Raw genomic sequence first — 24,843 nt, 5'->3', positions numbered from 1 at the left:
ATTTAGTCTGATTTCTCAGAATATTCCTTTGCAGGATTACCTTTTACCATTTTATTATCTCCAATGTTACCAACCACATTGCTTCCTATACCAATAAGACTTCCATTGCCTATCTTTACTCCATTTCTGAAATTTGAAGAAGCTCCCAAATAGCAGTTCTCTCCGATGATGACATCTCCACAAATAGTATTATTCGCTGCAACCAAGGTATAATCCCCGATTTTAGAATCATGATGAACAACAGTATTAGGGAGAATACAAATATGATTTCCTATTTCTGCGTTTGCAGTAGCTACAACTCCGGCCATAATAAGGACGTTTTTTCCTACCTTTACATTCCTTCCGATAACAGCTTTAGGATGGATAAGTGTTGTAAATCTGTCAGTCTCTATTTCAAGCCCATCAATTATTTGCTTTCTTTTTTTATAAGAATCAGGACTGCCATTGACAGCCAGGACTTTAGCTTCAGGAAATTCCTGAAATGCCTCTCTGCTATAAATTTTAATGCCATACTGTTCCGTTCCGATCATCGAAGGATTATCAGAAATAAAACCTATACAACACTGCTCTTCAGACAGACAGTCTAATGCCTCAATACCAGTCCCGCTATAAGGAAATATTAATATTTCTTCTTTAGTTTTCAATAGATTTAAAGTATTCAGCTGTTCTTAAAATACCTTCTTCAAGATCTACTTTTGCTTCAAAGCCTAAAATTTCTTTTGATTTTGCTACACTTGGGATTCTCATTTCAATGTCAGCACTAAGAGCATCTTTGAAGATGATTTTACTGTTGCTCTTCAGTACTCTGCATACAGATTCAGCTAAACCTAATGTTGTAATAACCGTTCTCTGGTTACCTAGGTTAAAGCTTTCTCCGATAGCTTTCGGATCTTCAATACATCTGATCAGGCAGTCTACAAAATCATCAACAAAGCACCAGGCTCTGATTGCCGTACCGTCTCCATAGATATAGATATCTTCATTTTTAAGCGCTTTTTTGATGAAAATCTGTAAAGCACCTTCCCCGGTTTGTCCAGGACCATATACGTTGAAAGGTCTTACAGTAACCACCGGAAGTTTATGCTGCTTGTAATACGCGTGAGCCAAATGTTCTCCGGCAAGCTTACTTACTGCATATACCCATCTTGCTTCTCCTACGCTTCCTGCAACCGCAGTGTCTTCTTCTCTACTTTTGAAAGCGTGGCTACCAAAAATTTCAGAAGTACTGAAGTCTACAAATCTGTCTTTTATTCCATTTATTTTTGCTGCTTCCAACGCATTCGCAGTTCCGATCATGTTTACGCTCATTGTTCTTACCGGATCTTTGATTACAGTATCAATACCTGCAATACCTGCTGCGTGAACAACAACGTCAGCACCTTTCATGCTTTCTGTTAAAAATGCTAAGTCTAAAACATCTCCTTTGATGACCGTCAAATTCTGGTGATTTGCTAACCCGCTTGAACTTAATGTATCTCTGTGAAAGTTATCATACACCACAATTTTATTATTCTCTATGTAATGTTTAATCAGAGTATTGGCAATAAATCCTGCACCTCCGGTGATAAAAATCGTTTTGTTAGTTATCATTTTAAATAAATTTTTTTTGATTCGTTATATCGTTATATTTTGTTGACTATTTGCGAGATTTTGAAGACTGTATCTTCTGTCAGTTTTTCATACAATGGTAAGGCAATTCCCTTAGAATATGCCCTGTAAGCATTCGGGAACTTTTCTCTATAATCCAGATTGTATTTGTCTGCATAGTATTTCATAGCAGGAATACATTGAGCTCCGTAGTTTGCCCCAATTTTATTACTTCTTAAAAATTCAAGCACTTCATTTTGCTGTAAACTGTCGTCGATTAAGACGTGAAAAGTCTGCCATGTATGGTTTCTTCCTTCAGGCACTACAGGTAATGTGATCTTTGGGTTATTAATTTCCGATAGATACACCTCTGCCAAAGTTTGTTTCATCGTAAGGATATTATCCAGTCTCTGGATCTGGCTGTGAGCCAGTGCTGCCTGAAAGTCCGTCATTCTATAGTTGTATCCTGCTTCTACAAATTCCATTCTGCCATCCTGCATTTCAATACCATGATTTCTAAGTATTCTTACCTTAGCTGAATACCCGGGATTATTCGTTGTCAGAATTCCTCCTTCACCGCTGGTAATACTTTTACGTGGATGTAATGAGAATGAACCGAAATCACCAAATGTCCCTACTTTTTTGTTATTCTGAGTTGCTCCCAAAGCACATGCAGCATCTTCAATAACATACAGATTATGCTCGCGGGCAATATCCATTACACTTTCTATGTCGCAGGCTAAACCAAACTCATGAACAGGGATAATAGCTTTTGTATTCGGAGTAATAACTTCTTTTATTTTATTGACATCAATATTAAATGTATTTTCATCAATATCTACAAAAATACATTTTGCGCCTACCAGTTCCACTACATTAGCTGTAGCCACATAACTGAATGCAGGAACAATGACTTCATCACCAGCACCAATTCCTAATGTAATTAATGCCAGGTGCAAAGTAGAAGTTCCGTTACTCAGAGCTGAAGCATATTCTGCTCCCAAATAATCAGAGAAGAAGGTTTCTAATAAACCAACATTCTCTCCCTGCACCAGCATTCCTGATTTTAAAACATCCACAACACGGTTAATATCTGTTTCATTAATATCCGGGCTTGCCAGCGGAACAAAATTTGACAACATAATTATTTTTTTAATTGATAAATCCTTTCAATAATATCTACTACTTTCAACCCTTCCAAAGCATTTGTTGTAATAGTATTTCGTCCTTTTAACACGTCTACTACATTTTCAATAATGTAGTGATGGTTGGCTGCAGAGCCTTTGTATGCGCCATAATCATTTCCAGGGTTTGTAGGTGGTAATTCTGGCATTACATAATCTTTCACATTGCATACCTCCACTTTATCCATATATTGGCCGCCAATTTTTATAGCACCGTTCTCTGCAATAATTGTCATTGAACTTTCAAGGTTTTGATTCCATACTGAAGTAGAATAGTTTAATGCTCCCATCCCACCGTTTACGAAATCGAAACTAATAAATCCTGAGTCTTCAAAATCTGTAAGAGTCTGATGATTAAAATCTGCAAATTTTGCCTGTATATTGGTAATATCACCGAAAAGCCAATACATAATATCGATAAAATGAGAAAACTGTGTAAATAATGTTCCTCCATCCAGATTTTTCTTTCCGTGCCATGACTCCGGCTTATAATATCTGTCATCACGATTCCAGTAGCAATTAAGCTGAACCATGTATATTTCACCCAATTTTCCGTTTTCTACCATACCTTTCACCCAAGCAGAAGGTGGAGAGTAACGGTTTTGCATTACCGCAAAAACCTGTTTGTGTTTGTGCAAAGCCTGGAAAATAAGTTTTTCCGCATCCTGCTTGTTCAAAGTCATTGGTTTTTCCACTACAATATGCTTTCCGGCATCAATGGCTTTATAAGATTGTTCAAAGTGGAATCCGTTGGGAGAAGCGATATTGATAACATCTGCTTCTATCCCTGATTTCAAAAATTCATCTAACGATGCAAAGAAAGGAACATCATAGCTTTCAATTCCTAAAGCAGCTTTATCCTTTATGTCTATAAGAGCTACAAGCTCACATTCTGAATTTCTTGTGATCATCTCGGCATGTCTCTTGCCAATATGTCCGCAGCCCACTACTGCAAATTTTATTTTTTCACTCATTTGCATATTTAAATTTTTGAAACTTTATTATTTTCTAATTTATATTTTTCTCCACTTTCTTCACAAACGGCAATATTATCTGCATCAAACTGAAGTTTATGCCCGAATTCGCTCATCCAACCCATTTGTCTGGCTGGGTTTCCCACTACCAATGCATAATCCGGAACTTCTTTTGTAACCACAGCTCCTGCACCGATAAAAGCGTACTGACCTATATTGTGCCCGCAAACGATAGTTGCATTAGCACCGATGGAGGCACCTTTTCCAACATGAGTCTTCAGATATTCATTTTTTCTGTTTACTGCACTTCTGGGATTTATCACATTGGTAAAAACCATTGAAGGACCTAAGAAAACGTCATCATCACATGTTACTCCTTCATAGATGGAAACATTATTCTGAACTTTTACATTTTTCCCCAAAACGACTTTAGGTGAAATGACAACATTCTGTCCAATATTGCATTTTTCGCCCAAAATGCAACCTGTCATCAGATGTGAAAAGTGCCAAATTTTGGTTCCGTTTCCTATTTGACATCCATCGTCAATAACGGCCGTTTCGTGTGCAAAAAAATCCGACATATCTGCTTTATATTAATTAAAATAATTCTTAATTTCTGTAATAATAATATCCAGTACTTCCTGATCAAATTCTGTATGTACAGGAAGAGAGATTACTTCTTTGCAAAGCTTCTCTGTAACCGGAAGACTAAAACCTTCTTTCACATATTGAAGAAAAGCTTCCTGTTTGTAAAGAGGCAAAGGATAATATATCATACTTGGAATATTCTTTTCTGCCAGATATTTTTGTAATCCATCTCTTTTTCCATTTTTCACTCTAAGGGTATACTGATGAAATACATGGGTAGAATTCGCAGCTCTTTTAGGAGTTTGAATTTCTGATATACCAGCAAGATTGGCATCATAATAATCCGCCATTCTGTTTCTGGAAGCTGAATACTCATCCAAATGTTTAAGCTTAATTTTCAATACTGCAGCCTGAATGGTATCCAATCTTGAGTTACAGCCTAAAACTTTATGATAGTATTTCTTTTCCTGACCGTGATTGGCAATCATTCTGATTTTGAAAGCCAGTTCATCATCATTCGTCATCAATGCACCTCCATCGCCATAACATCCAAGGTTTTTTGATGGAAAAAACGAAGTACATCCGATATGTCCGATAGTTCCCGTTTTTTTTACAGTTCCATCTGAAAATGTATAATCAGAGCCTATTGCCTGAGCGTTATCTTCTATAACAAAAAGGTTGTGTTTTTCTGCAAATTTAAGAATTTGTTCCATATCAGCACTTTGGCCATATAAATGAACAGGAACAATCGCTTTGGTATTGGGGGTAAGATATTTTTCAAGACCTTCCAGCTGTATATCAAAAGTATCTTCATTTACATCTACCATTACAGGTTTTAATCCTAAAAGACCAATAACTTCAGCAGTCGCTACGTAGGTGAAAGCAGGGCAGATTATTTCATCTCCAGGCTGCAGATTAAAGGCCATCATGGCAATCTGAAGAGCATCTGTTCCGTTAGCACATGGAATCACATGTTTTACTCCCAGATATTTTTCAAAATCCTGTTGAAATTCTTTTACAGCAGGACCATTAATAAATGCAGTATTATCAATACATTCTTGAATACTAATATCTACCTCTTGTTTTATTTTCAGGTACTGACCTTTAAGGTCAACCATTTGAATTTTCATATTTTAGTTTTTTGAGTGGATATAAAGTGTTTTAACTTATAATAAGTTCACTAATTTTATTTCCTATAGAAAGGCAAGATGTAGCCGCCGGAGAAGGAGCATTTCTAACATGAATAATATTTCCGTTTTTCACGATGTCAAAATCATCAATCAATCCTCCATTTCTGTCACAAGCCTGTGCTCTAACTCCTGAACCTCCTGATAAAAGATCATTCTCCTGTATTTCCGGTAGAAGTTTCTGAAGTGCTTTTGTAAATGCAGATTTGGAAAGTGAACGGTACATTTCTCCCATTCCCGTTTTACCATATTTTGCTACAATTTTTCTAAATCCTGGCCATAGCATGGTTTGCATGGTTTCATTGAAATTGAAATCGAAAAAATGGTATCCTTCTTTTTTGAAGGCCAGAACAGCATTAGGGCCGGCTTCAATATTACCGTCAATCATTCTGGTAAAGTGAACACCGAGAAATGGAAAACTGGGGTCAGGTACCGGGTAAATAAGATGTTTTACCAGGTATTTTTTTTCATCCTTGATTTTATAATATTCTCCCCTGAAAGGAATAATGACCACATCATTTTTTTCATTGGTCATTTTGGTTATCTTATCAGAATATAATCCTGCACAGGAAATAAGTTTTTTGGTCTTAAACTCGGAAATATTAGTGCTGACAATAATTTCAGATCCTTTATCAATAATGTTTTTTACTTCATTATTAAATCTTACTTCACCTCCTGATTCTTCAAAAAGTTCTTTTATTTTTTTTGCGATTCCAGGATAGTCGATAATTCCGGTTTGTGGAACTTTAATTGCTTTTACGCCTTCACAGTGGGGTTCAATTTCGCGAAATTCTTCTCTGGAAAGATATTTTAAATCCTGAAGTCCGTTTTCAACTCCTCTTTTATATATATTATCTAAAAGGGGTAATTCTTCCTGTGAAGTAGCTACAATTATTTTTCCGCAAAGATCATATCGTATGCCGTATTTCTCAGCAAAGTTAATAACGGAATTATACCCTTCGATACAGTTTTTAGCTTTAAGGCTTCCCGGTTTGTAATAAATCCCGCTATGGATTACTCCACTGTTATGTCCCGATTGGTGCAATGCCACATCGTTTTCTTTTTCCAAAATGAGAATCTTAGAATCAGGATTTTTCAGCTTAGTCTGATAGGCTGTAGCCAATCCTACCAGACCTGCACCAATGATTATAATATCATAGCTCATGATCTTTTATAATCTTGCATCAACCAGATTTCTGTCTAAACATGCTTTGGTATCAAAAACCACTGCATTTTCTTTTTTAAGCAGATCCAGATCCATTTCCAGGAACTCATTATGAGATACTGCAATCACTAAAGAATCATACTTTTTACCTTCCTGAAGAACGTCAAGAATATCAATTCCATATTCGTGCTTTACTTCTTCTTTGCTTGCCCACGGATCATAAATATCAACATTTACTCCGAAATCAGCAAGTTCTCTATAGATATCTACAACTTTAGTATTTCTGACATCCGGACAGTTTTCTTTGAATGTAACTCCTAAAATCAGCGCATTCGAATTTTTGATCACTCCTCCTTTTGCAATCAGAAGCTTCACTACTTTAGCAGCCACAAACTTTGCAATAGAATCGTTTACTCGTCTTCCAGATAAGATCACATCTGGATGATATCCCAGCTGTTCCGCTTTGTGTGCAAGATAATAAGGATCTACGGAAATACAGTGTCCTCCCACCAATCCTGGTTTATACTTAAGGAAATTATATTTTGTTCCTGCAGCTTCCAATACATCATTCGTATCGATACCTACCCTATCAAAGATTAATGCTAATTCGTTAACAAAAGAAATATTAACATCTCTCTGTGCATTTTCAATAGCTTTTGAAGCTTCTGCAACTTTAATACTAGGTGCTTTATGAGTTCCGGCTGTAATGATTTTCTTATATAGATTATCTACTTCTTCGGCAATCTTTTCTGTAGAACCTGAAGTTACTTTTTTAACACTGGTAAGCGTATTTACCTTATCTCCCGGATTAATTCTTTCCGGAGAGTAGCCTACAAAAAAGTCTTCATTAAACTTAAGTCCTGAATATTTTTCAAGAACCGGCACACATTCTTCTTCTGTACACCCAGGAAAAACTGTAGATTCATAAATAACAATATCATCTTTTTTAATAATTTCTCCCAACATTTTTGAGGCCGAAATCAATGGATTAAGATCGGGAGCATTATATTTATCAATAGGGGTAGGAACTGTTACAATGAAAACATTAGCTTCAGCAATATCAGATAACTGGCTTGTTGCTTTATAACCTAAAGAGCCATTAGATTCCCTGTATTTTTTCAGTCCGTTATTTAATTTATCAACATCAGCTTCAAGCGTTATATCCTTTCCGTTATTAAGCTGATCAACACGCTGTGTATTGATATCAAATCCAAAGACAGGATAATGATCTGCAAATTCAAGAGATAAAGGAAGACCTACATAACCCTGGCCTATAACCGCTATTTTATATGTTGTTGCCATTAACTAAATTTATTTTTTATTTTTTGAAACCAAGATTGTTCTGTATGCTGGTTATAGCCATAACCGTATTTGTTACTATATCCTAAATTTTCTCTGCTTACATCATTAAGAACAAATCCTACATTTCTGATTTTTCTCTGATCAATATTTCGGTTGGCAAATTCCAATAATGCCTTTTCTGTGTATTTAGATCTGGAAACATAAATGGTTACATCGGAAAGTTCAGCAATAAGGAAAGTATCTGTTACAAGAAGCAATGGTGCAGTATCGAGAATAATATATTCATATTTTTCTTTCAATTCCGTCAGAAGAATTTCATAACGGCCGTTAGATAGCAATTCTGTCGGGTTCGGTGGAATCATTCCTGAATAAATTACATCCAGATAAGGATTAAAAGATGATACATGAATAATGTCTTCAAGTTTAGTATCGTCATTGTAAAGATACTCCGTAAGCCCGGCAAGTCCTTTTCTGGCAGGATTATATCTCTGAAGCTGCGGGTTTCTGATATCAGACCCTATGATAATTGCTTTTTTCTTAGGATTGGCTAATGTTAAAGCCAAGTTTACAGATGTGAATGTTTTCCCTTCTCCTTTTACCGTTGAAGTAACAAATACTATTTTTCCTTTTTTCTCTTTTGAAAGCATGAAATTCATATTGGTAATAAGAATTCTGAATGCTTCCGCCATAGGAGTAATATCATTCATTTTAACAATCTCAGAGTCTCCTTTTTCAAGACTTGGCAGTTCTGCAATAATAGGTGCATGTACCAGCTTTTCAAGATCGTGTTTTGTAACAACCTTATTGTTGAAAATAGTAGATAAATAAATAATCAAAAATGGAATTAACAGTCCCAAAAACAATGATGAAATAAGGACAATCTTTCTGTTAGGTGCAATAGGGCTTGATGACGCGTATGCTTTATCTATTATTCTTGCTTTAGGTGCAGTAATAGATTCAGCAATTGCTGTTTCTTCTCTCTTTTGAAGTAATAACAAGTATAAATTCTCCTTAATCTGCTGCTGTCTTTCAATACTTCTGAACATTTTTTCAATAGAAGGAAGTTTAGATATTTTATCTGAAACTTTATTCTGCTCACCAAGATATTCATTTCTTGCCAGCTCAAGACCTGTTTTGTTTCTCTGCAAACTCTGCTCAATAGATTGACGCATTGTGTTGATCTGTTTGGTAATATCTACCACTGTTGGGTTTTCTACAGTTGCAGACTCTAAAAACCTGTTTCTCTGAAGAACAAGCTGGTTGTAAGTAGCAATTCCTGCAATAGCTTCAGGGTTTTTCAGTCCTACATTGGAAGGTAAAGCCTGATACTGGCCCTGTTTATTTACAAAACTGATCAAAGCATTAGTAAGTTCCAGCTGCGCATCTACATCAAGCTGTTTTTCTCTTGCTGCGGCAGAACTTTCCAGGCTTATTTTTGCTTCTGTTTCAAGATCTGTAAGGTTATTTTTGGATTTAAATATTTCTTTTTGACTTTCTACATCCCCAAGTTCTCCAGTAAGTCTTTTAATTCTGTCTTCAATAAAGTCCAATGTCTTTTTAGATTCAGAATTCTTATCTAAAATAGCGTCATTGTTATATGCTACAACCAAAGCATTAAGTACATCTTCCGCTTTTGTAATTTGTGGATAGCTCATATCCAATTTTAATACAGTAGCATCCTTATTAATTAAGCTAACCGCAAGCATGCTTTGCAGCATGTCTACTTTTGCATCTACTGTTGAAATGTAAAGTTCAAGATCATTCAGATTTACTTTTTTTAAAGCAGCCGGATTATATTTATCATTTTTAGTGATAATAATATTGGCAAAGGGAAGACCTATTGTCTTACCATAACCGGTAATAATTTCTTTTTGAGGTTCGTCTGTACTTACTATTAGTTTTTCCCCCTCTATTTTTAGCAGAACAGGAGTAGAAATCCCCCCCGGTTTTTCATTAATTACCCTTACTTCAATCGGTGAGGTATCTTTATAGAGTTCAATTTTTCTAAGTTTAGACTTTGCAAAAATATCGGTCTGAAGGTTTTTATTAATGACTACTTCTTTCATTAGTCTTTTTGACTTCAGCATCTCAATTTCATTAGCAATACTGTTTGTTTTCAGACCACCTAAATTCGAAAAGTCTGGTAAAACACCCAAATCATTATTTATGGGAGACGAGGAGTTTTTAGCATCTTTTACAAGTACTGTTGTCTGTACATTGTAAACAGGAGTCATAAACTTCAATGCAATATAGCCAATTACCAAAGCAATAAAGGCACTCAGAGCAAACCACGGCCATTTTCTTAAATAGGGCTTTACTATTTCATTAATATCAATATTCCTTGAACTATTTTCTACTTCTAAAGGTGCTGAAGACTGTTGGGTGTTCATTAATTTTTTTATTTCTTAAATAAACTTATTACTACTGCTATTGCTGTGATAGCTATAGAAGCTGCCGTAAGGTAAAGAGTTGTATTGGGATTCTGTTTTGCTAAAACATCTTTGGTATTACTTGAGGAAACAATAATGGCATCCCCTTGCTTCAGGTTGTAATAAGGAGAATTAATGAGATTGGCATCCCGAATATTAATACGGCCATGAGAAACAACACCATTTTCTGTTCTGATTACCAATATGTCTTCTCTTTTCCCATATTGCGTCAGGTCACCAGCCATACCTAATGCATTTAAAATAGTTGCCTGCCCGCTTGCTATAGTATAGTCTCCCTGTCTGCTGACTTCTCCAAGTACTGTAACTTTAAAATTTGAGAGCCTGATATTAATTGTTGGGTTAATAACATATCTCGTCATTTTTTCTCTAAGTTCGTCTTTAAAAGCGGTCAGACTTTTATCCGATGTATTCAGTTTACCTAATATAGGGAAGTCGATATCTCCATTTGCATCTACAATATAAGTTGGTCCTGAAATTACTGTTGATCCCTGATTAGGAGTATTTCCGCCGGCCATTGCATTTGTCTGGATAAGTTCTGAGGAAGAATAATTCTGATTAAAAGGCTTTACAACATCCATATCTTTTGCAGTGATCAGAATAACCAACTGATCTCCCACCTGGATTGTGTTTGCTGAATTTTTCGCAGATGCATTAATTGCGACCTGTTCTATATTCTGCATATAATTTAAATCATTCTTAGCATTGGGGTTCACTTTGCAGGAAATCACCAAAGAGGACACCAATACTAATGTTAATATTTTTCCTTTCATTATCTTGTTAAATTGTGCAAATATACATTTATATTTTTTCCTATTTATCCAAAGCTTCATAAATTGAATTATTGCTTCGGAATTCCGGCACTATTGTTTTAAGAATCCTTACAACCTCCACTTTATCCCTTCGCAGGGAAGCCTTGGTAATTTCTTTAGTAAGCCTGTCTATATCTTCAAATCCCATTGAAGGATCTTTAGAAATCATAATTTTGTCGTTATGAGTAGGAAGTGTTTTTGCATCATCACTCAGAAGTTCTTCATACAGTTTTTCTCCCGGTCTCAATCCCGTATAGATGATCTTGATATCTATATTAGGTTCGAATCCTGATAACTTTATCATTCTTTTCGCAAGATCAATAATTTTTACAGGCTCACCCATATCAAAAACAAAGATCTCACCTCCTTCTCCCATTGTTCCGGCCTGAAGTACCAGTTCACATGCCTCAGGAATTGTCATGAAATATCTTACAATTTCCGGATGAGTAATTGTTACCGGCCCTCCGGCTTCAATCTGCTTTTTAAAATGAGGAATTACAGAACCGTTGGATCCTAATACATTTCCAAATCTTGTTGTAATAAATTTGGTAACGTTACCTTCAACATTCTGAAGCGATTGTACAAAAAGTTCAGCAGCACGCTTTGAAGCTCCCATTACATTGGTTGGATTTACAGCTTTATCTGTAGATACCATTACGAACCTGTTTACTTTATACTTGCTGGATAGTTTTGCAACAATCTTAGAACCTAATATATTAACAAAGATCGCTTCATGAGGGTTTTCCTCTACTAAAGGTACATGTTTATAAGCAGCCGCATGATATACCATTGAGAAATTATAGGTCTGGAAAAGAGATTCCATCCTGTGATGATTGGATACATCTCCCAAGACAAATTTGAAAGCGATATGAGGGAACTTTTCTCTCATTTCAAGTTCAATTTCATAAAGTGGAGTTTCTGCCTGATCTAAAACGACAATCAATGAAGGATTGAAAAGAGCAACCTGTCTTACGATCTCACTTCCTATGGATCCTGCTCCACCGGTTACTAATACTGTTCTATCAAAATGTCTGCTTTTAACTTTTTCGTTCTGAATTTTGATAGGTTTTCTATTTAACAAATCTTCAATCTGAAGATTTCTAATAGATCCACCCAGATCACTGTCTCTCAGTTTTTGTACTGATGGTGCTTTAAAGACATTAAGATCTTTCTCTAAAAATAGATTCACCCATGAATTCATCTCATCTCTGGCCATCATTTCTTTAACAATAAGAACGCCGTCAATAATAAGATCTTCTTTGGTATTTTCTTCTATTTTTTCTTTTTCATAAATGGGCTTTCCCAACAGGGACGCTCTTTTAGAATCTGTTCTTTGTGTCAAGAAACCTACTACCTGATAAGGTAAACTCGGGTTATCAAGAATTGCACGTGCAATAGCAATAGACTGCTCATCAATTCCCAATACTAAAATTCTTTTTTTCAGTGCGCTTCTTCTGTATTCCCTCACAATATGGAAAAATTCCTTCACATAGAGTCTGAAAAGAAATAATCCCATAAATGAAATTACGAAATAAAGCATCAGATAAGGAGTAAGGATAAACTTACTTCCTGTGATCCAGAAATAGCAGATGTTTATTGTTCCGATAGCCAGCATTGTGCAAAAACAGGATATCAGAAGCTTAAATAAGTCTATAAATGTGGAGTGACGGATAATCCCGGCATAAGTCTTGAAGACATACATAAAAGCAGCATTCACAAGGATAATAAAAGCGAAAATCAGGCTTTTATCATCATGATATATAAATTCCTGCTTGGTAATCTTTGCGATAATGTAAGTGGAAAGAAATAAAGATATTACAAGAATAATAATGTCTATTACAAGAATTATCCATCTAGGAAGATATCTTACGTCTGAGAGATTGACAACATTATCCCCTCCAAATATTGTTTTTCTAAGAGAATTGTACATTGTCTGTATTGGTGTTCATATTTAATTAGGTATAATATCTGATTATCCAATCAAAGATAATTTTGATACAATCATGCAAAAATAAATAAATTTATTTCAATATGTTGAAATCAAAAATAAATTTGATGTTATATTTATAAAATCTAACAATTTCATTTCGATACAGCTAAATCCAGAGACAAAAATCATACCATATAAACTCTTTATGAAGATAATATTTACCTGTATAAATTCTTGTTATCAGCTGTTTTTCTTTAAAATAATTATTAAATGTTTATATATCAACATATTTCCATGAACTGATTGTTTTTTTTCTATAAGTCATACTTCAAGTTTTTTTTTAAATTTATTAATATTTAGCCAAAAATATCGATTATTTTCTCATATTCAAAACCTTTACTCATCAAATGTTTTATAGTTTTGGTTTTTTTTTGATATTCTTTCAAGCCTGTTTGTTTGGTGTAATAATTATCATAAATTTTTCTGATTGTTTTTTCATAATCAACATCATCAATTTCATCAAAACATGAGTTTATCAACTTCTCAGAAATCTGTTTTTGTTTCAGATTGATTTTAATTTTGGTTTTCCCCCAATGTTTGATGTAAAATTTCCCCCGGATATAGCTTCGGGTAAACCTTTCTTCGTTGAGATAATTTTCTTTCAGAAGAAATAAAATAATTTCTTCTTTCGCTTCATCAATAAGCAAAAACTCCCTCATCTTCTGTTCCACTTCGGCATGACAGCGATCCTGGTAAACACAGTAATTAACCAGTTTCTGCTTAATTTCATCGAAGGTATACGATTTCTTTTCCATTTGAATAAAAAAAGAATGAGCAATCCGCCCATTCTTTATATGATATTGGAATGTCTGTTAGTAATTGAACAGAGCTTTACCTTCCATTAATTCGTTCACTTTCTTTCTTACAGATCCAAGAACCTCTTCATTTTTGATATTGTCTACCACTTCAGAAATCAATCCTGCAATAGTATCCATATCGTTTTCTTTCAATCCTCTTGTTGTAATCGCAGCAGTTCCCAATCTGATACCAGATGTTGTAAATGGTGATTTATCATCAAATGGAACCATATTTTTGTTACATGTAATATCAGCAAGTACCAATGCTTTTTCGGTTTCTTTACCGTTTACTCCTTTATTTCTGAGATCTACCAGCATCAGGTGATTATCTGTACCACCGCTTACGATATCAAAACCTCTGTCGATCATTGCTTTTGATAATGCCTGAGCATTAGATTTAACCTGTTTTGCATAATTTTCGAACTGTACATCCAAAGCTTCCCCGAAAGCTACAGCCTTACCAGCAATCACGTGCTCAAGAGGTCCTCCCTGAATACCCGGGAATACAGCTCCGTCCAGCACCTGGCTCATCATTTTGATTTCTCCTTTTGGAGTTTTGTGACCGTATGTATTTTCAAAGTCTTTTCCCATCATGATCATACCTCCTCTTGGTCCTCTCAGCGTTTTGTGAGTAGTAGTAGTTACAACATGACAGTGTTCGAATGGTGAGTTTAATAATCCTTTTGCTACTAAACCAGCCGGGTGAGCGATATCTGCCCAAAGGGTAGCCCCAACTTCGTCTGCTACTTCTCTGAATTTAGCATAATCTAAATCTCTGGAATACGCTGAGAAACCTGCGATAAGCATTTTTGGTTTTTCTCTCAACGCTACTTCTCTCATTTGGTCATAATCAATAAGACCTGTTTCCTGCTGAACTCCGTAAGAAACTACATTATATTGAATTCCTGAGAAGTTCACCGCAGAACCGTGAGTAAGGTGTCCTCCCATTGAAAGGTCCATCCCCATGATTTTATCACCTGGTTTCAAAACGGCAAGATAAATGGCTGCATTCGCCTGAGAACCGGAATGTGGCTGAACATTCACGTAGTCAACTCCGAAAAGTTCTTTAGCTCTGTTGATCGCTAAAGTTTCAACCTCATCTACTACTTCACATCCTCCGTAATATCTTTTTCCGGGATATCCTTCAGCATATTTATTTGTCAGTACACTTCCCATTGCTTTCATTACATTTTCAGAAACAAAATTTTCTGATGCAATAAGCTCTAAACCATGGGTTTGTCTTTGTCTTTCCTTTTCAATCAGGTCGAAAATAATATCCATTTTACTTTTAGTTTTTGAAATTTTCACCCCAAATGTACGGAATTTTCATCGAGATTTCCCTATTGAAAAAATGATTTTTAAACACTAAAAAAAGAAAAGACCTATGAATAAATCCTGTATTATGATTGTCTTTATTGTACTAAAAAGCCTCTAAAATTCTTCATCTGACAGTTCCTTATTCACTATGGCTCCTGCAAAATTACCCTGTGCAACGGCATTGGCTACGGAGCGCATCATGGTTACATTATCTCCACAGGCATAAACTCCGGGAATGCTTGTTTTCTGCATCATATCTACTTTAATAAATCCCTGTTCTGTTATTTCACAGCCCAGATCATCAACATTAATATTTTGCTCAAAAGGAATTTTCGCATACAAAGCCTGTAAAGGAATTTCCTTTCCATTTTTGAAAATAATTCTTTGAATGAAGCCGTTCGTATGTTCTATACCTGCAATTTCATCTTCGTTAAGAATGATTTTATTCTGCTTAAGTTTTTCAAGCTGTTCTTCGGTAAAAGCTGCTTTTCCATTTGTAAACAGCGTGAGATTTTTAGTCAGATTAAAAATCAGTTTCGAAAATTCGTAGCCCATATCTCCGTTGGAAAGAATTCCCGTAACCTCGTTTTTCACTTCATAACCATGACAGTATGGGCAATGTATCACAGAAATCCCCCAGCATTCTGCAAACCCGGGAATATCCGGCATTGTATCTTTTACGCCTGAAGCCAGAATCAGTTTTTTAGCCTTAAATTTTTCACCGGAGGAAATTTCAACCTCAAAACCTCCGATCGCTTTTTCTGTTTTCGCTACAGTTCCGTTGTAAAAATGCACTGTATTGTATTTTTCTACATCTTTTCTGGCAAGCTGTGCAATTTCTGATGGTGTTTTCCCATCGTGAGTGACAAAGTTATGAGAATGCGGAGTTTGTCTGTTGCAAGGTTTTCCGTTATCAATAATCAGGACATTTCTTAAAGATCTTCCTAAAGCCATTGCTGCAGATAATCCTGAATAACTTCCTCCTGTTATGATGACATCAAAGTTTTTGTTTTCCATAGTTTAGTTGATAATTGATAATTGAAAATGCAAAGTTAACCTAAAATCAATTAACGCAATAAAGTTGCAATAATATTTATCTATTAGCTTTATCCTATCTGCAAATTGTCATTTACAACTTTATTAAAATTATTTCCACCCATTTTTAACTTCGATAATTTCGTCCTGAATTCTCTTGTTAATATCTACTTTCGCTCCCTGCAAACTGAAAATTGCAGTTCCTCTTTCTCTCGCGTAAGGATTGGTAATGGAATCTTTTAATGTTGCAACTTCGAAAAAGGAACCGGATTCTTTAAGTTCTTTTCCTGCTTCAGATGCCTCTTTAACCCTGATTACATTTTTATATTTTTTGCTTACATCTATCCAATTGATATAATCTGCATTAAATGACACCGCCACGACCCCGGCTTTTGAGTAATAATTAATAGCTCCGGTCTGTCCGTAATTATCACATAGTACCATGGTATTTCCGGTTTTTGACAATCTGGAATACTCTTTATCTACTTTTTGAGCCAGCTCTTTCCAACCCTGCATATCAGCAAAATCCTGTGGCAGCGGATGATCTTTTCCATCTTCCCAGCGAAGCAGTCCTAATTTTTTATACTGGCTTTGGTGGGATACGATATATTCAGGACTTTTATTTGGAAAAGCCACATTATACAAAGGCAGGAATAAAAGTATTGGAATAAGTATGCTAACCGGTTTTAAAAATCTTTTCCAGCCTTTTTCAAATACATTTCCGAGAAAAACAGCACCAAAAGCAATATAAACAGGATAGAGCCCTATCGCGTAGTAATCTTTTGCTTTAAAGAACAAAAACACAGTAATTGTGATGATATAGCTCCAAAAGAAAAACCTGTATTTTTCAAAAGGTTTGTATAACAGCAATGCTCCCCAGCCAGCAATAATCACAAAAATAACTCCGGCAAAAAATAAAATCTGGGATTTCATAAAATCCATTCTATCTACATGTACAAGCTGCCGTTCAGAAAGTTCTTTCATATGATGGACAACCGGGAACTGATTCTGATACTGCCAGAGGAGATTAGGAAAAATAATAATTAAAGCCAAAACAGCTGCCCAATATATATGAGGCTGCATAAAAACCTTCCTTTGCTCCGTCAGTAATAAGGCAGGAATAAGCCCTAATAATGAAAAGGCAATATTGTATTTATTTAATAATCCGATTCCGACAATGACGGCTCCTGTGTAAAGCCACTTTACTTCTTGGGAATTGAAATATTTGATCAGGCTGTAATAAAGGAAAAGCCAGAGAAAGATCTCCAGAGATGTCGGCTGGAACAGCATATTGACCCGAAGAAGTACTGAAAATAATATTCCTGTAGAAGCCAGTATTTTAGCAAACAGGCTTCCCTTGAGTTCTTCCACAACTTTCCATGTAAGGACAATCGTCAAAGTTCCAAACAGAGCTGGAAAAAATTTAACCCAAAATATGGAATTCCCCAACATTTTAATGATCCAGGCTATCCAGGAATTGGCAGGCGGAACCGAAAGATATCCCCATGCAGGATGATTCGCCTGATCAAGATGCAGGTATTCATCCCGGTGAAGTTCATACTCAGGGCTTATCAGAGAGTATTGAAGGGCAAACTTTGCAACGATAAAAAGAAACAGAATCCAATAGTCTTTTTTCATGGGATATAGTTTGGAATTTTAAAGATAAGACAGTTTCAACCTCTTTTCCGTTACAATATTATTTCAAATCTGTTATCAATAATTTCAGTTTTTATCTTCTGGATATTGTCAGACCAATACTTTATTTCGTCATTCTTCTCAGGACATTTTTCTATAGGAAGCTTCTGGCAGGCAGCTAAATATTCCTGATATGTTTTCAATATATTATTCAGATACGTTTCATAGTCTTTAGGATTTCCAGGAATATACCCTATTCCATCACAGCCACATGAGTGAAAGCATTTCCCTGTTTTAAAAAGGCTTTCTATAATCTTCCATTCTTTGAGAGCTGTTTTTTTAGGGGCTTTAAAATCTTTCCCCATATCAGCCATCATACTGCTGCATTCAGGACATTTTATAGTCCGGTTTTCAATCTCTGAAACAATTTTTTCCAGCTCTTGTGTTCCTGCCTTTGTAAAAGCATATCCTACATTACGGACTGACTTCCCTGGTTCATGGTATACTTTTTCTTTTTCGATCCTTTTTATAATATCATAAGCATCCGGCTGTTTAAATGATTTCCGGCATTTGAAACAGACATAATGTGATTTATAAGTTTTCTGGGCGTAGCGACACATTTTTTGATGGATTTATATAATTCAAATATAGGAATTTACACCTGCAAAAGATTTTGACGTAAAAAAGAATCCCCGAGAAAAAAATTCCTCAGGGATTCACAGTTTAAAAGTGTATAGTGTAGTTTATTATTTTTTATTCGCTTTTTCTTTAAGCTCTTCTTTGTCTTTATCAGATGGATTCCACACTTTAATTTCGGTGTCTTTTGTAATATTGGATCCCGGAAGAATCTGAACATTGATCCCATCACTTGCTCCCAGTTTTACATATACTTTTTTGAATTTCCCGTCTTTTTGTTTCACTTCCACGAAAGGAACATCTTTTCCTTGTTTCTTTTCATACTGAATTAAAGACTCATCCAATAATAATGCATTTTTCTGAGAACTTAAAACAATTTCACCGTTGGCAGAAAAACCAGCTCTAATATACTCATTATTAGGATTAGTTACATTACCTTCTACCGGAAATTTAATAGTTCCTGCATTATCCTTGCCTTTTGGAGCAATCATGGTTAGTTTTCCGGGGAATGTTTTATTCTGAAGAGCACCGATCACGATGTTCATATCCATACCTTCACTTAGCTTTCCGGCCTGCGCTTCATCAATTTCACCTTTAAAGATCAGAACATTCAGATCTGCCACTGAACAGATGGTAGTTCCGGCGTTAAAGTTATTGGCTTCAATCACCTGGCTTCCTGCTTTTACAGGAACTTCAAGTACAGTACCTGATGCTTTGGAACGGATTTCTGTAGTGGCCAAACCTTGTCCTTTAAGTTCAGGAGTTGCCCCTGTTTTAGCGATCTGCAATCTTTTTTGAGCGGTATTCAACTGCTGCTGGGCATTTTTCAAAGTCTGCTGCTGAGAATACAACTGCTGCTGAGCGTTCAGATACTCCTGCTTAGAAGCGACTCCCTGCTTGTAAAGCTTATCCTGCATATCAAACTGCTTCTGCATGTTTCCTACATTCATCTGGGCATTACTGATCTGGATCTGTGCATTCTGAACTTCCTGCTGAGCGGCATTTACTTCTGAGATACTCGGAACAATTTTTACGGTAGCAATTAACTGCCCTACTTCTACCTTATCTCCTTCTTTTACTAAAATTTTATCTATAATCCCTGCAATGTTGGGCTTGATTTCAATTTCTTCTTTGGGAACAATTTTTCCTGTTGCCATTACTTTATCATCCATATTCTGAACGGTAGGCTTACGGGTAAGGAAAGCTTCTCCTTCTTTAGAGTTTGATTTGATAAGATAGCCAAGCCCTGAGAACAATGCCACTGCAAATAAAAGCCCTAATACTATATAAATGGCTTTTTTCCAGGTGAATTTCTTTTTCATATGTATAGTTTATTTTTTATTCAATAGATTGAAAGATTTAAAATTTAAAGATTGATTCTCTATAGTCCTTTTTCTAAATCTTAAAATTGTTTTATTTTCAAATTAATTACTCTGTTCTTAATGCTTCAATAGGCCTGATCTTTACGGCTCTCTGTGCCGGAATCATCCCGATTATTAATCCCAGAATCACCATGACAGCCATCGCAGCAAATACGTTTCCGTAGTTCACTGTCGGATTATAGAAAGGAAATGAATCCTGCCCCTGGGTAACCGCATTGAGAATCATTAATACAAAGATTCCAAACATGAAACCTATTAATCCCGAAGAGAGTGTAATAACAACACTTTCCAGGAGAATCTGATTTCTTACTTCCGCAGGTTTTGCTCCCAACGCTCTTCTGATCCCGATTTCTTTGGTTCTTTCTTTTACTGTAATCAAAAGGATATTTGAAATCGCGATAACTCCCGCAAGGATAGTCAGTGTACCTACAATGATTGTTAACAGCTGCATTCCCGTAAGGAAACCTGTGAGCTTTTTAAATTCTTTTCCAAGGTTGAAACTTCCGAAAGCATTGGTATCTTCAGGGGACACTTTATTTTTGCTTTTTAAAACCTGTTTTACATCTTCTTCTACGGAATTGACATTGGCATTCGGCTTACTAACAATGGCAAACATGTCTATCTGATCTCCTGCATTATACATTTTCGTATAAGTGGAAAGTGGAATGAAAGCCGTTTGATCATTTTCAAATCCTCCTCCTTTTTTTACCCGGAAAACGCCGATAACATTGAAGAACAACCCTTTAATATTGATTGATTTTCCTATTGGATTCTCTTTTTTCTTGGAATCAAAGAAGTTTTTGTAAATCTCTTCTCCAATAACAACTACATTTTTATTCCCGGAAACATCGGCATCATTGATATAACGTCCGAAGATCAGTTTCTTTTCTGAAATTTTATTTCCCACAGAATAATCTCCGGTAAGCGAATAGGTTCCGTTCTTACCGTTTCTGGACATTGCTTCCCCGGGAGTTCCTGTAAAGCTTCCTCTCGCATTTTGCGGCGAGATATAATCTATGGCTGTTACTTTTCTTTTCAGCATTTCCATATCGTTTAAGTTCAGATGAACTTCTCTTCCTTTAGGAAATCCTTCATATGGAATTGATGTTTTTTGTGCCCACAGGAAGATTGAATTGGTGGCAAAACCGGAAAATAATTTATCAAAACCATTCTCCATTCCTTTTGCTGCTCCAAGAAGGCTTACATACAAAAACATTCCCCATCCTACACCGATCATGGTAAGAAATGTCCGGAGTTTATTATTCCTCAATGAATAATAAATTTCCTGCCAAGTATCTTTTTTAAATATGATATTCACCTTGTTGAATTATGAGTTATACATTATGAGTTATGAATTCCATCAATCTGCATTTTTGCCTTTTGTTTATATTATTCCGTTCTCAGCGCTTCAATCGGTTTGATTCTGGAAGCTCTGTATGCGGGTACAAATCCTGCGATCAGTCCTGAGAAAATCAGTGCAATGAATGCCATAATGATGGATCCCCAGCCTACACTTGGGTTTTTAATAAAAAACTCTTCAAGGCTGTTCCCGATAAGGTTTAAGGTCAAAACACCTATTCCTACTCCAACAAGTCCGGACACCACTGTAATCACAACACTTTCCTGAACAATCAGCCCTACAATTCCGCTTGGTTTTGCGCCAATAGCTTTTCGTACTCCGATTTCTTTGGTTCTTTCTTTTACGATATACACCATAATGTTACTGATCCCAATGATTCCGGCAAGCAATGTTCCTAATCCGATAAACCCTACAATTGCTGTAAGTACCGCCATAAACATGAATGTGTCGTTCATATTTTTAGCATTATTCCAGACACGGACACCGTTTTCATCATCAGGAGAAACATTTTTCCTTGATTTCAGCTTATCTTTAAGTTCATCTCCGTATTTAATGGCTTCCTGAGGAGTCAGTTTATCACTGTATGAGATATAGGCAATATTCACCGTATCGGAACCTTTTTTCATCTGCTGCAAAGTGGTAATCGGCACCGTGATATGTCTTTCATCCCAGTCTCCACCATCATCTGAAAATACGCCCACCACTTTAAACATAGTTCCATTGATATCCAGTTCTTTTCCTACAGGACTTCCGTTCTTGATCAAATCCCGCTGTACCATTCTTCCAATGACTGCCACATTTTGCTTTCCTTCCAGATCTCTTGGAGAAATATATCTGCCGTCTATCATTTTCCGGTTCTCAATCACCTGCTCTCCGGGTTCTGCTCCATGGATCTGATAGATTCCGCTTTCTTTACCATATTTCACCATTAAACTGGCATTGTATCTCGGGCTGGAAGCTCCTACATTTTTTTTCTCAGCGTTAATAAGAAAATCATAGTCACCATTATTCAGTGTAACGGTTCGGTCTGACTGCAGTCCTTTATAGGCCAATGTCGTTTTTCCGGTAGTAATGGTGATCAGGTTTTTGGCATCACCTGAGAATCCTTCAGAAAAAGCATTCTGAAGACCTGTTCCAATTCCAAAAAGTACGATGAAAATAAACAGTCCCAAAGCTACTGTAAACCCTGAAAGCACTGTCCGAAGTACATTACTCCGGATAGAACTGAATATTTCCTGCCAACGATCTAGGTCAAACATTTTTATCGGTATTTAAAGATTGAAAAATTTAAAGATTAAAAAACAGAATCATTAAATTTTCAAATTATCTCATTTTCAAATTATCAAAATCCTAAAGCACAATCTGCTTAATAAACTCATCACTTTCAATAATCCCATCTTTCAGTACTACATTTCTTTTGGTCTGTGCAGCTACATCAGGCTCGTGGGTTACAACGATGATTGTTTTTCCTTCATTATTGATATCCTGAAGAAGTTTCATAATATCATGAGTGGTTTTGGAGTCTAATGCTCCGGTTGGCTCATCTGCCAGTACTACTTTAGGATCTGTAATCAAAGCTCTTGCAATGGCTACTCTCTGCTTCTGCCCTCCTGAAAGTTCACTTGGAAGGTGGTTGGCCCATTGTGCCAATCCTACTTTTTCCAGATATTCCATAGCTTTCTGATTTCGCTCTTTTCTTGGTACATTCTGATAATACAAAGGCAGGGCAACATTTTCCAAAGCTGTTTTATAATTGATAAGGTTAAAAGACTGGAAAATAAATCCCAGGAATCTACTTCTGTATTCCGCAGCCTTTACCTCGGATAAATGTTCAATAGGAACTCCATCCAACTCATAGGTTCCGGAATCTTTTTCATCCAGAATTCCAATAATATTAAGAAGGGTAGATTTTCCGGAACCGGAACTTCCCATAATGGAAACAAACTCCCCTTCAGAAATATTCAGATTAATTCCTTTGAGAACATGAAGCTTGCTTTTCCCTGTATCGTATGACTTATTTAAATCCTGAATTACTAACATTAAGTGATGTATGTTTTATACCCAATAAGTAGATGATATTTTCAAATTGTTACAAGAATAAAAATTTATTCAAATATTTTTTTGTTTAATACATTAATCCTTTATTAATAATACTTTACAAAATATTGTTTAACTGTAACTCCCAATTTATATCTATTTATCCTCAAGATTGCTGTCCAGCCTATTATCCGAGCCAGTTTCATGTAAATGTGGAAAACTTTTCAGGCTAAAAGTCAGCCTATTAGTATTTACCTCTTTCAAAATCAGTTCTTTTTTTCGAACTTTGCTATTAGTTCTTTACAAGAAATATGAATTTGGGGAAGTGAATAACTTTAATTCACAACTTCCAGATAAACAAAAAGTTAAGTATTTCCGGAACGTTATCCACAAGGATCTAAATTATTTAATTATAAAGATATTTAATATGGGAATTTTTGATAAAAGAGTAAGTTATAAGCCATTTGAATACCCGGAGGTTCTTCAATTTGTAGAAGCCATCAACAAATCGTTCTGGGTGCATTCGGAAGTGGACTTTACTGCAGATGTTCAGGATTTTCATTCGCAGTTGGAACCACATGAGAAGCATGCTGTGAAAAATGCGCTGTTAGCCATTGCACAGATCGAGGTGTCTGTAAAGACATTCTGGGGAAATTTATACAACCACCTACCCAAACCGGAATTCAATGGATTAGGATCTACTTTTGCAGAATGCGAATTCCGCCATTCTGAAGCATATTCCCGTTTATTAGAGGTATTAGGATATAATGATGAGTTCCTTAATGTTATCGAAATTCCTGCTGTAAAAGGAAGAATAGAGTTTCTGGGAAATGCTTTAAAACATGCTAACTCTGCAACACCTAAAGAGTATGTTTCCGCTTTATTATTATTCAGTATTTTAGTGGAAAACGTTTCTCTTTTCTCGCAGTTTGCCATCATCCTTTCTTTCACAAGATTCAAAGGGTTTATGAAAAATGTTTCCAATATCATTGCATGGACTTCCGTAGATGAGCAAATTCACGCTAACGCAGGAATTTATCTGATCAACAAAATCCGTGAGGAACAGCCTGACTTGTTAACAGACAGCGATATCGAAGACATTTACACTTTGGTGGATGAATCTATCGCAAGAGAAGGAGACATTCTTAGCTGGATCTTTGAACTGGGAGAAATCGACAACGTTTCTAAAGAAGATCTGTTAAACTTCATGAAATACCGTGTGGATGACAGCTTGAAGAAAATCAACATGAAAACAAAATACAACATTACTCCTGAACAATACAGACCAATGGTATGGTTCGAGGAAGAAGTTTTCGCCAATTCATTAGATGATTTCTTTGCAAAAAGACCTGTTGACTATACAAAACACGATAAGAGTATTACAGCAAACGATTTGTTCTAATATTGG

General features: G+C 35.8%; 21 protein-coding genes. 1 reads left to right on the top strand and 20 read right to left on the bottom strand.

Features of this window, described 5'->3' with window-relative positions; translation table 11 throughout:
• Positions 1-2 precede the first annotated feature (2 nt).
• The 20 genes from AB1278_RS05845 to AB1278_RS05750 all read right to left on the bottom strand — a co-directional run bounded on the left by AB1278_RS05845 (position 3) and on the right by AB1278_RS05750 (position 23,438).
• On the bottom strand, positions 3-644 hold the full coding sequence (locus tag AB1278_RS05845; RefSeq protein ID WP_202841024.1) for an acetyltransferase: 642 nt from the start codon (positions 642-644) through the stop codon (positions 3-5).
• Positions 634-1,590, bottom strand: a complete 957-nt coding sequence (locus AB1278_RS05840; protein WP_120232066.1) for an NAD-dependent epimerase/dehydratase family protein — start codon at positions 1,588-1,590, stop codon at positions 634-636. The genes AB1278_RS05845 and AB1278_RS05840 overlap by 11 nt, the downstream gene beginning before the upstream one ends.
• Before the next feature lie 32 nt (positions 1,591-1,622).
• Positions 1,623-2,729, bottom strand: coding sequence for a DegT/DnrJ/EryC1/StrS family aminotransferase (locus AB1278_RS05835; RefSeq protein WP_343639513.1), 1,107 nt, complete (start codon positions 2,727-2,729; stop codon positions 1,623-1,625).
• Positions 2,730-2,731: 2 nt separating this feature from the next.
• Complete coding sequence (locus tag AB1278_RS05830) at positions 2,732-3,745, bottom strand: Gfo/Idh/MocA family protein (RefSeq protein ID WP_411413552.1); 1,014 nt, start codon at positions 3,743-3,745, stop codon at positions 2,732-2,734.
• A gap of 8 nt (positions 3,746-3,753) precedes the next feature.
• Positions 3,754-4,326, bottom strand: a complete 573-nt coding sequence (locus AB1278_RS05825) for an acyltransferase (protein ID WP_202841031.1) — start codon at positions 4,324-4,326, stop codon at positions 3,754-3,756.
• Positions 4,327-4,338: 12 nt separating this feature from the next.
• On the bottom strand, positions 4,339-5,463 hold the full coding sequence (locus AB1278_RS05820) for a DegT/DnrJ/EryC1/StrS family aminotransferase (RefSeq protein WP_343639518.1): 1,125 nt from the start codon (positions 5,461-5,463) through the stop codon (positions 4,339-4,341).
• 31 nt (positions 5,464-5,494) lie between these two features.
• Positions 5,495-6,685 carry an L-2-hydroxyglutarate oxidase gene (lhgO, locus tag AB1278_RS05815; RefSeq protein ID WP_202841035.1) on the bottom strand — a complete coding sequence of 397 codons (1,191 nt, stop codon included), beginning with the start codon at positions 6,683-6,685 and terminating at the stop codon, positions 5,495-5,497.
• A 6-nt stretch (positions 6,686-6,691) separates the two neighbouring features.
• Complete coding sequence (locus AB1278_RS05810) at positions 6,692-7,987, bottom strand: nucleotide sugar dehydrogenase (RefSeq protein WP_202841036.1); 1,296 nt, start codon at positions 7,985-7,987, stop codon at positions 6,692-6,694.
• Positions 7,987-10,377, bottom strand: a complete 2,391-nt coding sequence (locus AB1278_RS05805) for a GumC family protein (RefSeq protein ID WP_343639521.1) — start codon at positions 10,375-10,377, stop codon at positions 7,987-7,989. The genes AB1278_RS05810 and AB1278_RS05805 overlap by 1 nt, the downstream gene beginning before the upstream one ends.
• 8 nt (positions 10,378-10,385) lie before the next feature.
• Complete coding sequence (locus AB1278_RS05800) at positions 10,386-11,207, bottom strand: polysaccharide biosynthesis/export family protein (RefSeq protein ID WP_202841040.1); 822 nt, start codon at positions 11,205-11,207, stop codon at positions 10,386-10,388.
• 40 nt (positions 11,208-11,247) lie between these two features.
• Positions 11,248-13,176 (bottom strand): polysaccharide biosynthesis protein, encoded by a 1,929-nt coding sequence (locus AB1278_RS05795; protein ID WP_202841042.1) that lies wholly within the window; start codon positions 13,174-13,176, stop codon positions 11,248-11,250.
• A 356-nt stretch (positions 13,177-13,532) separates the two neighbouring features.
• Positions 13,533-13,991, bottom strand: a complete 459-nt coding sequence (locus AB1278_RS05790; RefSeq protein ID WP_202841043.1) for a regulatory protein RecX — start codon at positions 13,989-13,991, stop codon at positions 13,533-13,535.
• 57 nt (positions 13,992-14,048) lie between these two features.
• Positions 14,049-15,314: a serine hydroxymethyltransferase gene (glyA, locus tag AB1278_RS05785; RefSeq protein WP_343639526.1), complete on the bottom strand. Its 1,266-nt coding sequence runs from the start codon at positions 15,312-15,314 to the stop codon at positions 14,049-14,051.
• A 150-nt stretch (positions 15,315-15,464) separates the two neighbouring features.
• Complete coding sequence (locus AB1278_RS05780) at positions 15,465-16,367, bottom strand: NAD(P)/FAD-dependent oxidoreductase (RefSeq protein WP_411413550.1); 903 nt, start codon at positions 16,365-16,367, stop codon at positions 15,465-15,467.
• A gap of 129 nt (positions 16,368-16,496) precedes the next feature.
• Positions 16,497-18,023 (bottom strand): glycosyltransferase family 39 protein, encoded by a 1,527-nt coding sequence (locus AB1278_RS05775; RefSeq protein WP_411413549.1) that lies wholly within the window; start codon positions 18,021-18,023, stop codon positions 16,497-16,499.
• 50 nt (positions 18,024-18,073) lie between these two features.
• Positions 18,074-18,640, bottom strand: a complete 567-nt coding sequence (locus tag AB1278_RS05770; protein WP_202841046.1) for a hypothetical protein — start codon at positions 18,638-18,640, stop codon at positions 18,074-18,076.
• Positions 18,641-18,766: 126 nt separating this feature from the next.
• A complete protein-coding gene (locus tag AB1278_RS05765) occupies positions 18,767-19,978 on the bottom strand; it encodes an efflux RND transporter periplasmic adaptor subunit (RefSeq protein ID WP_171006293.1) in 1,212 nt (403 codons plus the stop codon).
• A gap of 106 nt (positions 19,979-20,084) precedes the next feature.
• Positions 20,085-21,356, bottom strand: a complete 1,272-nt coding sequence (locus tag AB1278_RS05760; protein ID WP_110010041.1) for an ABC transporter permease — start codon at positions 21,354-21,356, stop codon at positions 20,085-20,087.
• 71 nt (positions 21,357-21,427) lie between these two features.
• Positions 21,428-22,657, bottom strand: coding sequence for an ABC transporter permease (locus tag AB1278_RS05755; RefSeq protein ID WP_202841049.1), 1,230 nt, complete (start codon positions 22,655-22,657; stop codon positions 21,428-21,430).
• Positions 22,658-22,748: 91 nt separating this feature from the next.
• Positions 22,749-23,438, bottom strand: a complete 690-nt coding sequence (locus tag AB1278_RS05750) for an ABC transporter ATP-binding protein (protein WP_034699055.1) — start codon at positions 23,436-23,438, stop codon at positions 22,749-22,751.
• A 424-nt stretch (positions 23,439-23,862) separates the two neighbouring features.
• Between AB1278_RS05750 and AB1278_RS05745 the strand changes: the two genes are divergently transcribed.
• Positions 23,863-24,837 carry a ribonucleotide-diphosphate reductase subunit beta gene (locus AB1278_RS05745; protein ID WP_062674779.1) on the top strand — a complete coding sequence of 325 codons (975 nt, stop codon included), beginning with the start codon at positions 23,863-23,865 and terminating at the stop codon, positions 24,835-24,837.
• The last annotated feature ends 6 nt before the right edge of the window (positions 24,838-24,843 follow it).

Origin of the sequence: Chryseobacterium sp. NRRL B-14798, assembly GCF_050470705.1 — a bacterium.
Lineage (GTDB): Bacteria > Bacteroidota > Bacteroidia > Flavobacteriales > Weeksellaceae > Chryseobacterium > Chryseobacterium cupriresistens.
Note: the sequence above shows the minus strand (reverse complement) of the source record. Positions and strands in the feature narration are given on the sequence as shown.

Bases quoted from the DNA above. Each gene is read 5' to 3' on its own strand.
- AB1278_RS05840 (WP_120232066.1), bottom strand. From the start codon at position 1,590: ATGATAACTAACAAAACGATTTTTATCACCGGAGGTGCAGGATTTATT.
- AB1278_RS05835 (WP_343639513.1), bottom strand. From the start codon at position 2,729: ATGTTGTCAAATTTTGTTCCGCTGGCAAGCCCGGATATTAATGAAACA.
- AB1278_RS05830 (WP_411413552.1), bottom strand. From the start codon at position 3,745: ATGAGTGAAAAAATAAAATTTGCAGTAGTGGGCTGCGGACATATTGGC.
- AB1278_RS05825 (WP_202841031.1), bottom strand. From the start codon at position 4,326: ATGTCGGATTTTTTTGCACACGAAACGGCCGTTATTGACGATGGATGT.
- AB1278_RS05820 (WP_343639518.1), bottom strand. From the start codon at position 5,463: ATGAAAATTCAAATGGTTGACCTTAAAGGTCAGTACCTGAAAATAAAA.
- lhgO (WP_202841035.1), bottom strand. From the start codon at position 6,685: ATGAGCTATGATATTATAATCATTGGTGCAGGTCTGGTAGGATTGGCT.
- AB1278_RS05810 (WP_202841036.1), bottom strand. From the start codon at position 7,987: ATGGCAACAACATATAAAATAGCGGTTATAGGCCAGGGTTATGTAGGT.
- AB1278_RS05805 (WP_343639521.1), bottom strand. From the start codon at position 10,377: ATGAACACCCAACAGTCTTCAGCACCTTTAGAAGTAGAAAATAGTTCA.
- AB1278_RS05800 (WP_202841040.1), bottom strand. From the start codon at position 11,207: ATGAAAGGAAAAATATTAACATTAGTATTGGTGTCCTCTTTGGTGATT.
- AB1278_RS05795 (WP_202841042.1), bottom strand. From the start codon at position 13,176: ATGTACAATTCTCTTAGAAAAACAATATTTGGAGGGGATAATGTTGTC.
- AB1278_RS05790 (WP_202841043.1), bottom strand. From the start codon at position 13,991: ATGGAAAAGAAATCGTATACCTTCGATGAAATTAAGCAGAAACTGGTT.
- glyA (WP_343639526.1), bottom strand. From the start codon at position 15,314: ATGGATATTATTTTCGACCTGATTGAAAAGGAAAGACAAAGACAAACC.
- AB1278_RS05780 (WP_411413550.1), bottom strand. From the start codon at position 16,367: ATGGAAAACAAAAACTTTGATGTCATCATAACAGGAGGAAGTTATTCA.
- AB1278_RS05775 (WP_411413549.1), bottom strand. From the start codon at position 18,023: ATGAAAAAAGACTATTGGATTCTGTTTCTTTTTATCGTTGCAAAGTTT.
- AB1278_RS05770 (WP_202841046.1), bottom strand. From the start codon at position 18,640: ATGTGTCGCTACGCCCAGAAAACTTATAAATCACATTATGTCTGTTTC.
- AB1278_RS05765 (WP_171006293.1), bottom strand. From the start codon at position 19,978: ATGAAAAAGAAATTCACCTGGAAAAAAGCCATTTATATAGTATTAGGG.
- AB1278_RS05755 (WP_202841049.1), bottom strand. From the start codon at position 22,657: ATGTTTGACCTAGATCGTTGGCAGGAAATATTCAGTTCTATCCGGAGT.
- AB1278_RS05750 (WP_034699055.1), bottom strand. From the start codon at position 23,438: ATGTTAGTAATTCAGGATTTAAATAAGTCATACGATACAGGGAAAAGC.
- AB1278_RS05745 (WP_062674779.1), top strand. From the start codon at position 23,863: ATGGGAATTTTTGATAAAAGAGTAAGTTATAAGCCATTTGAATACCCG.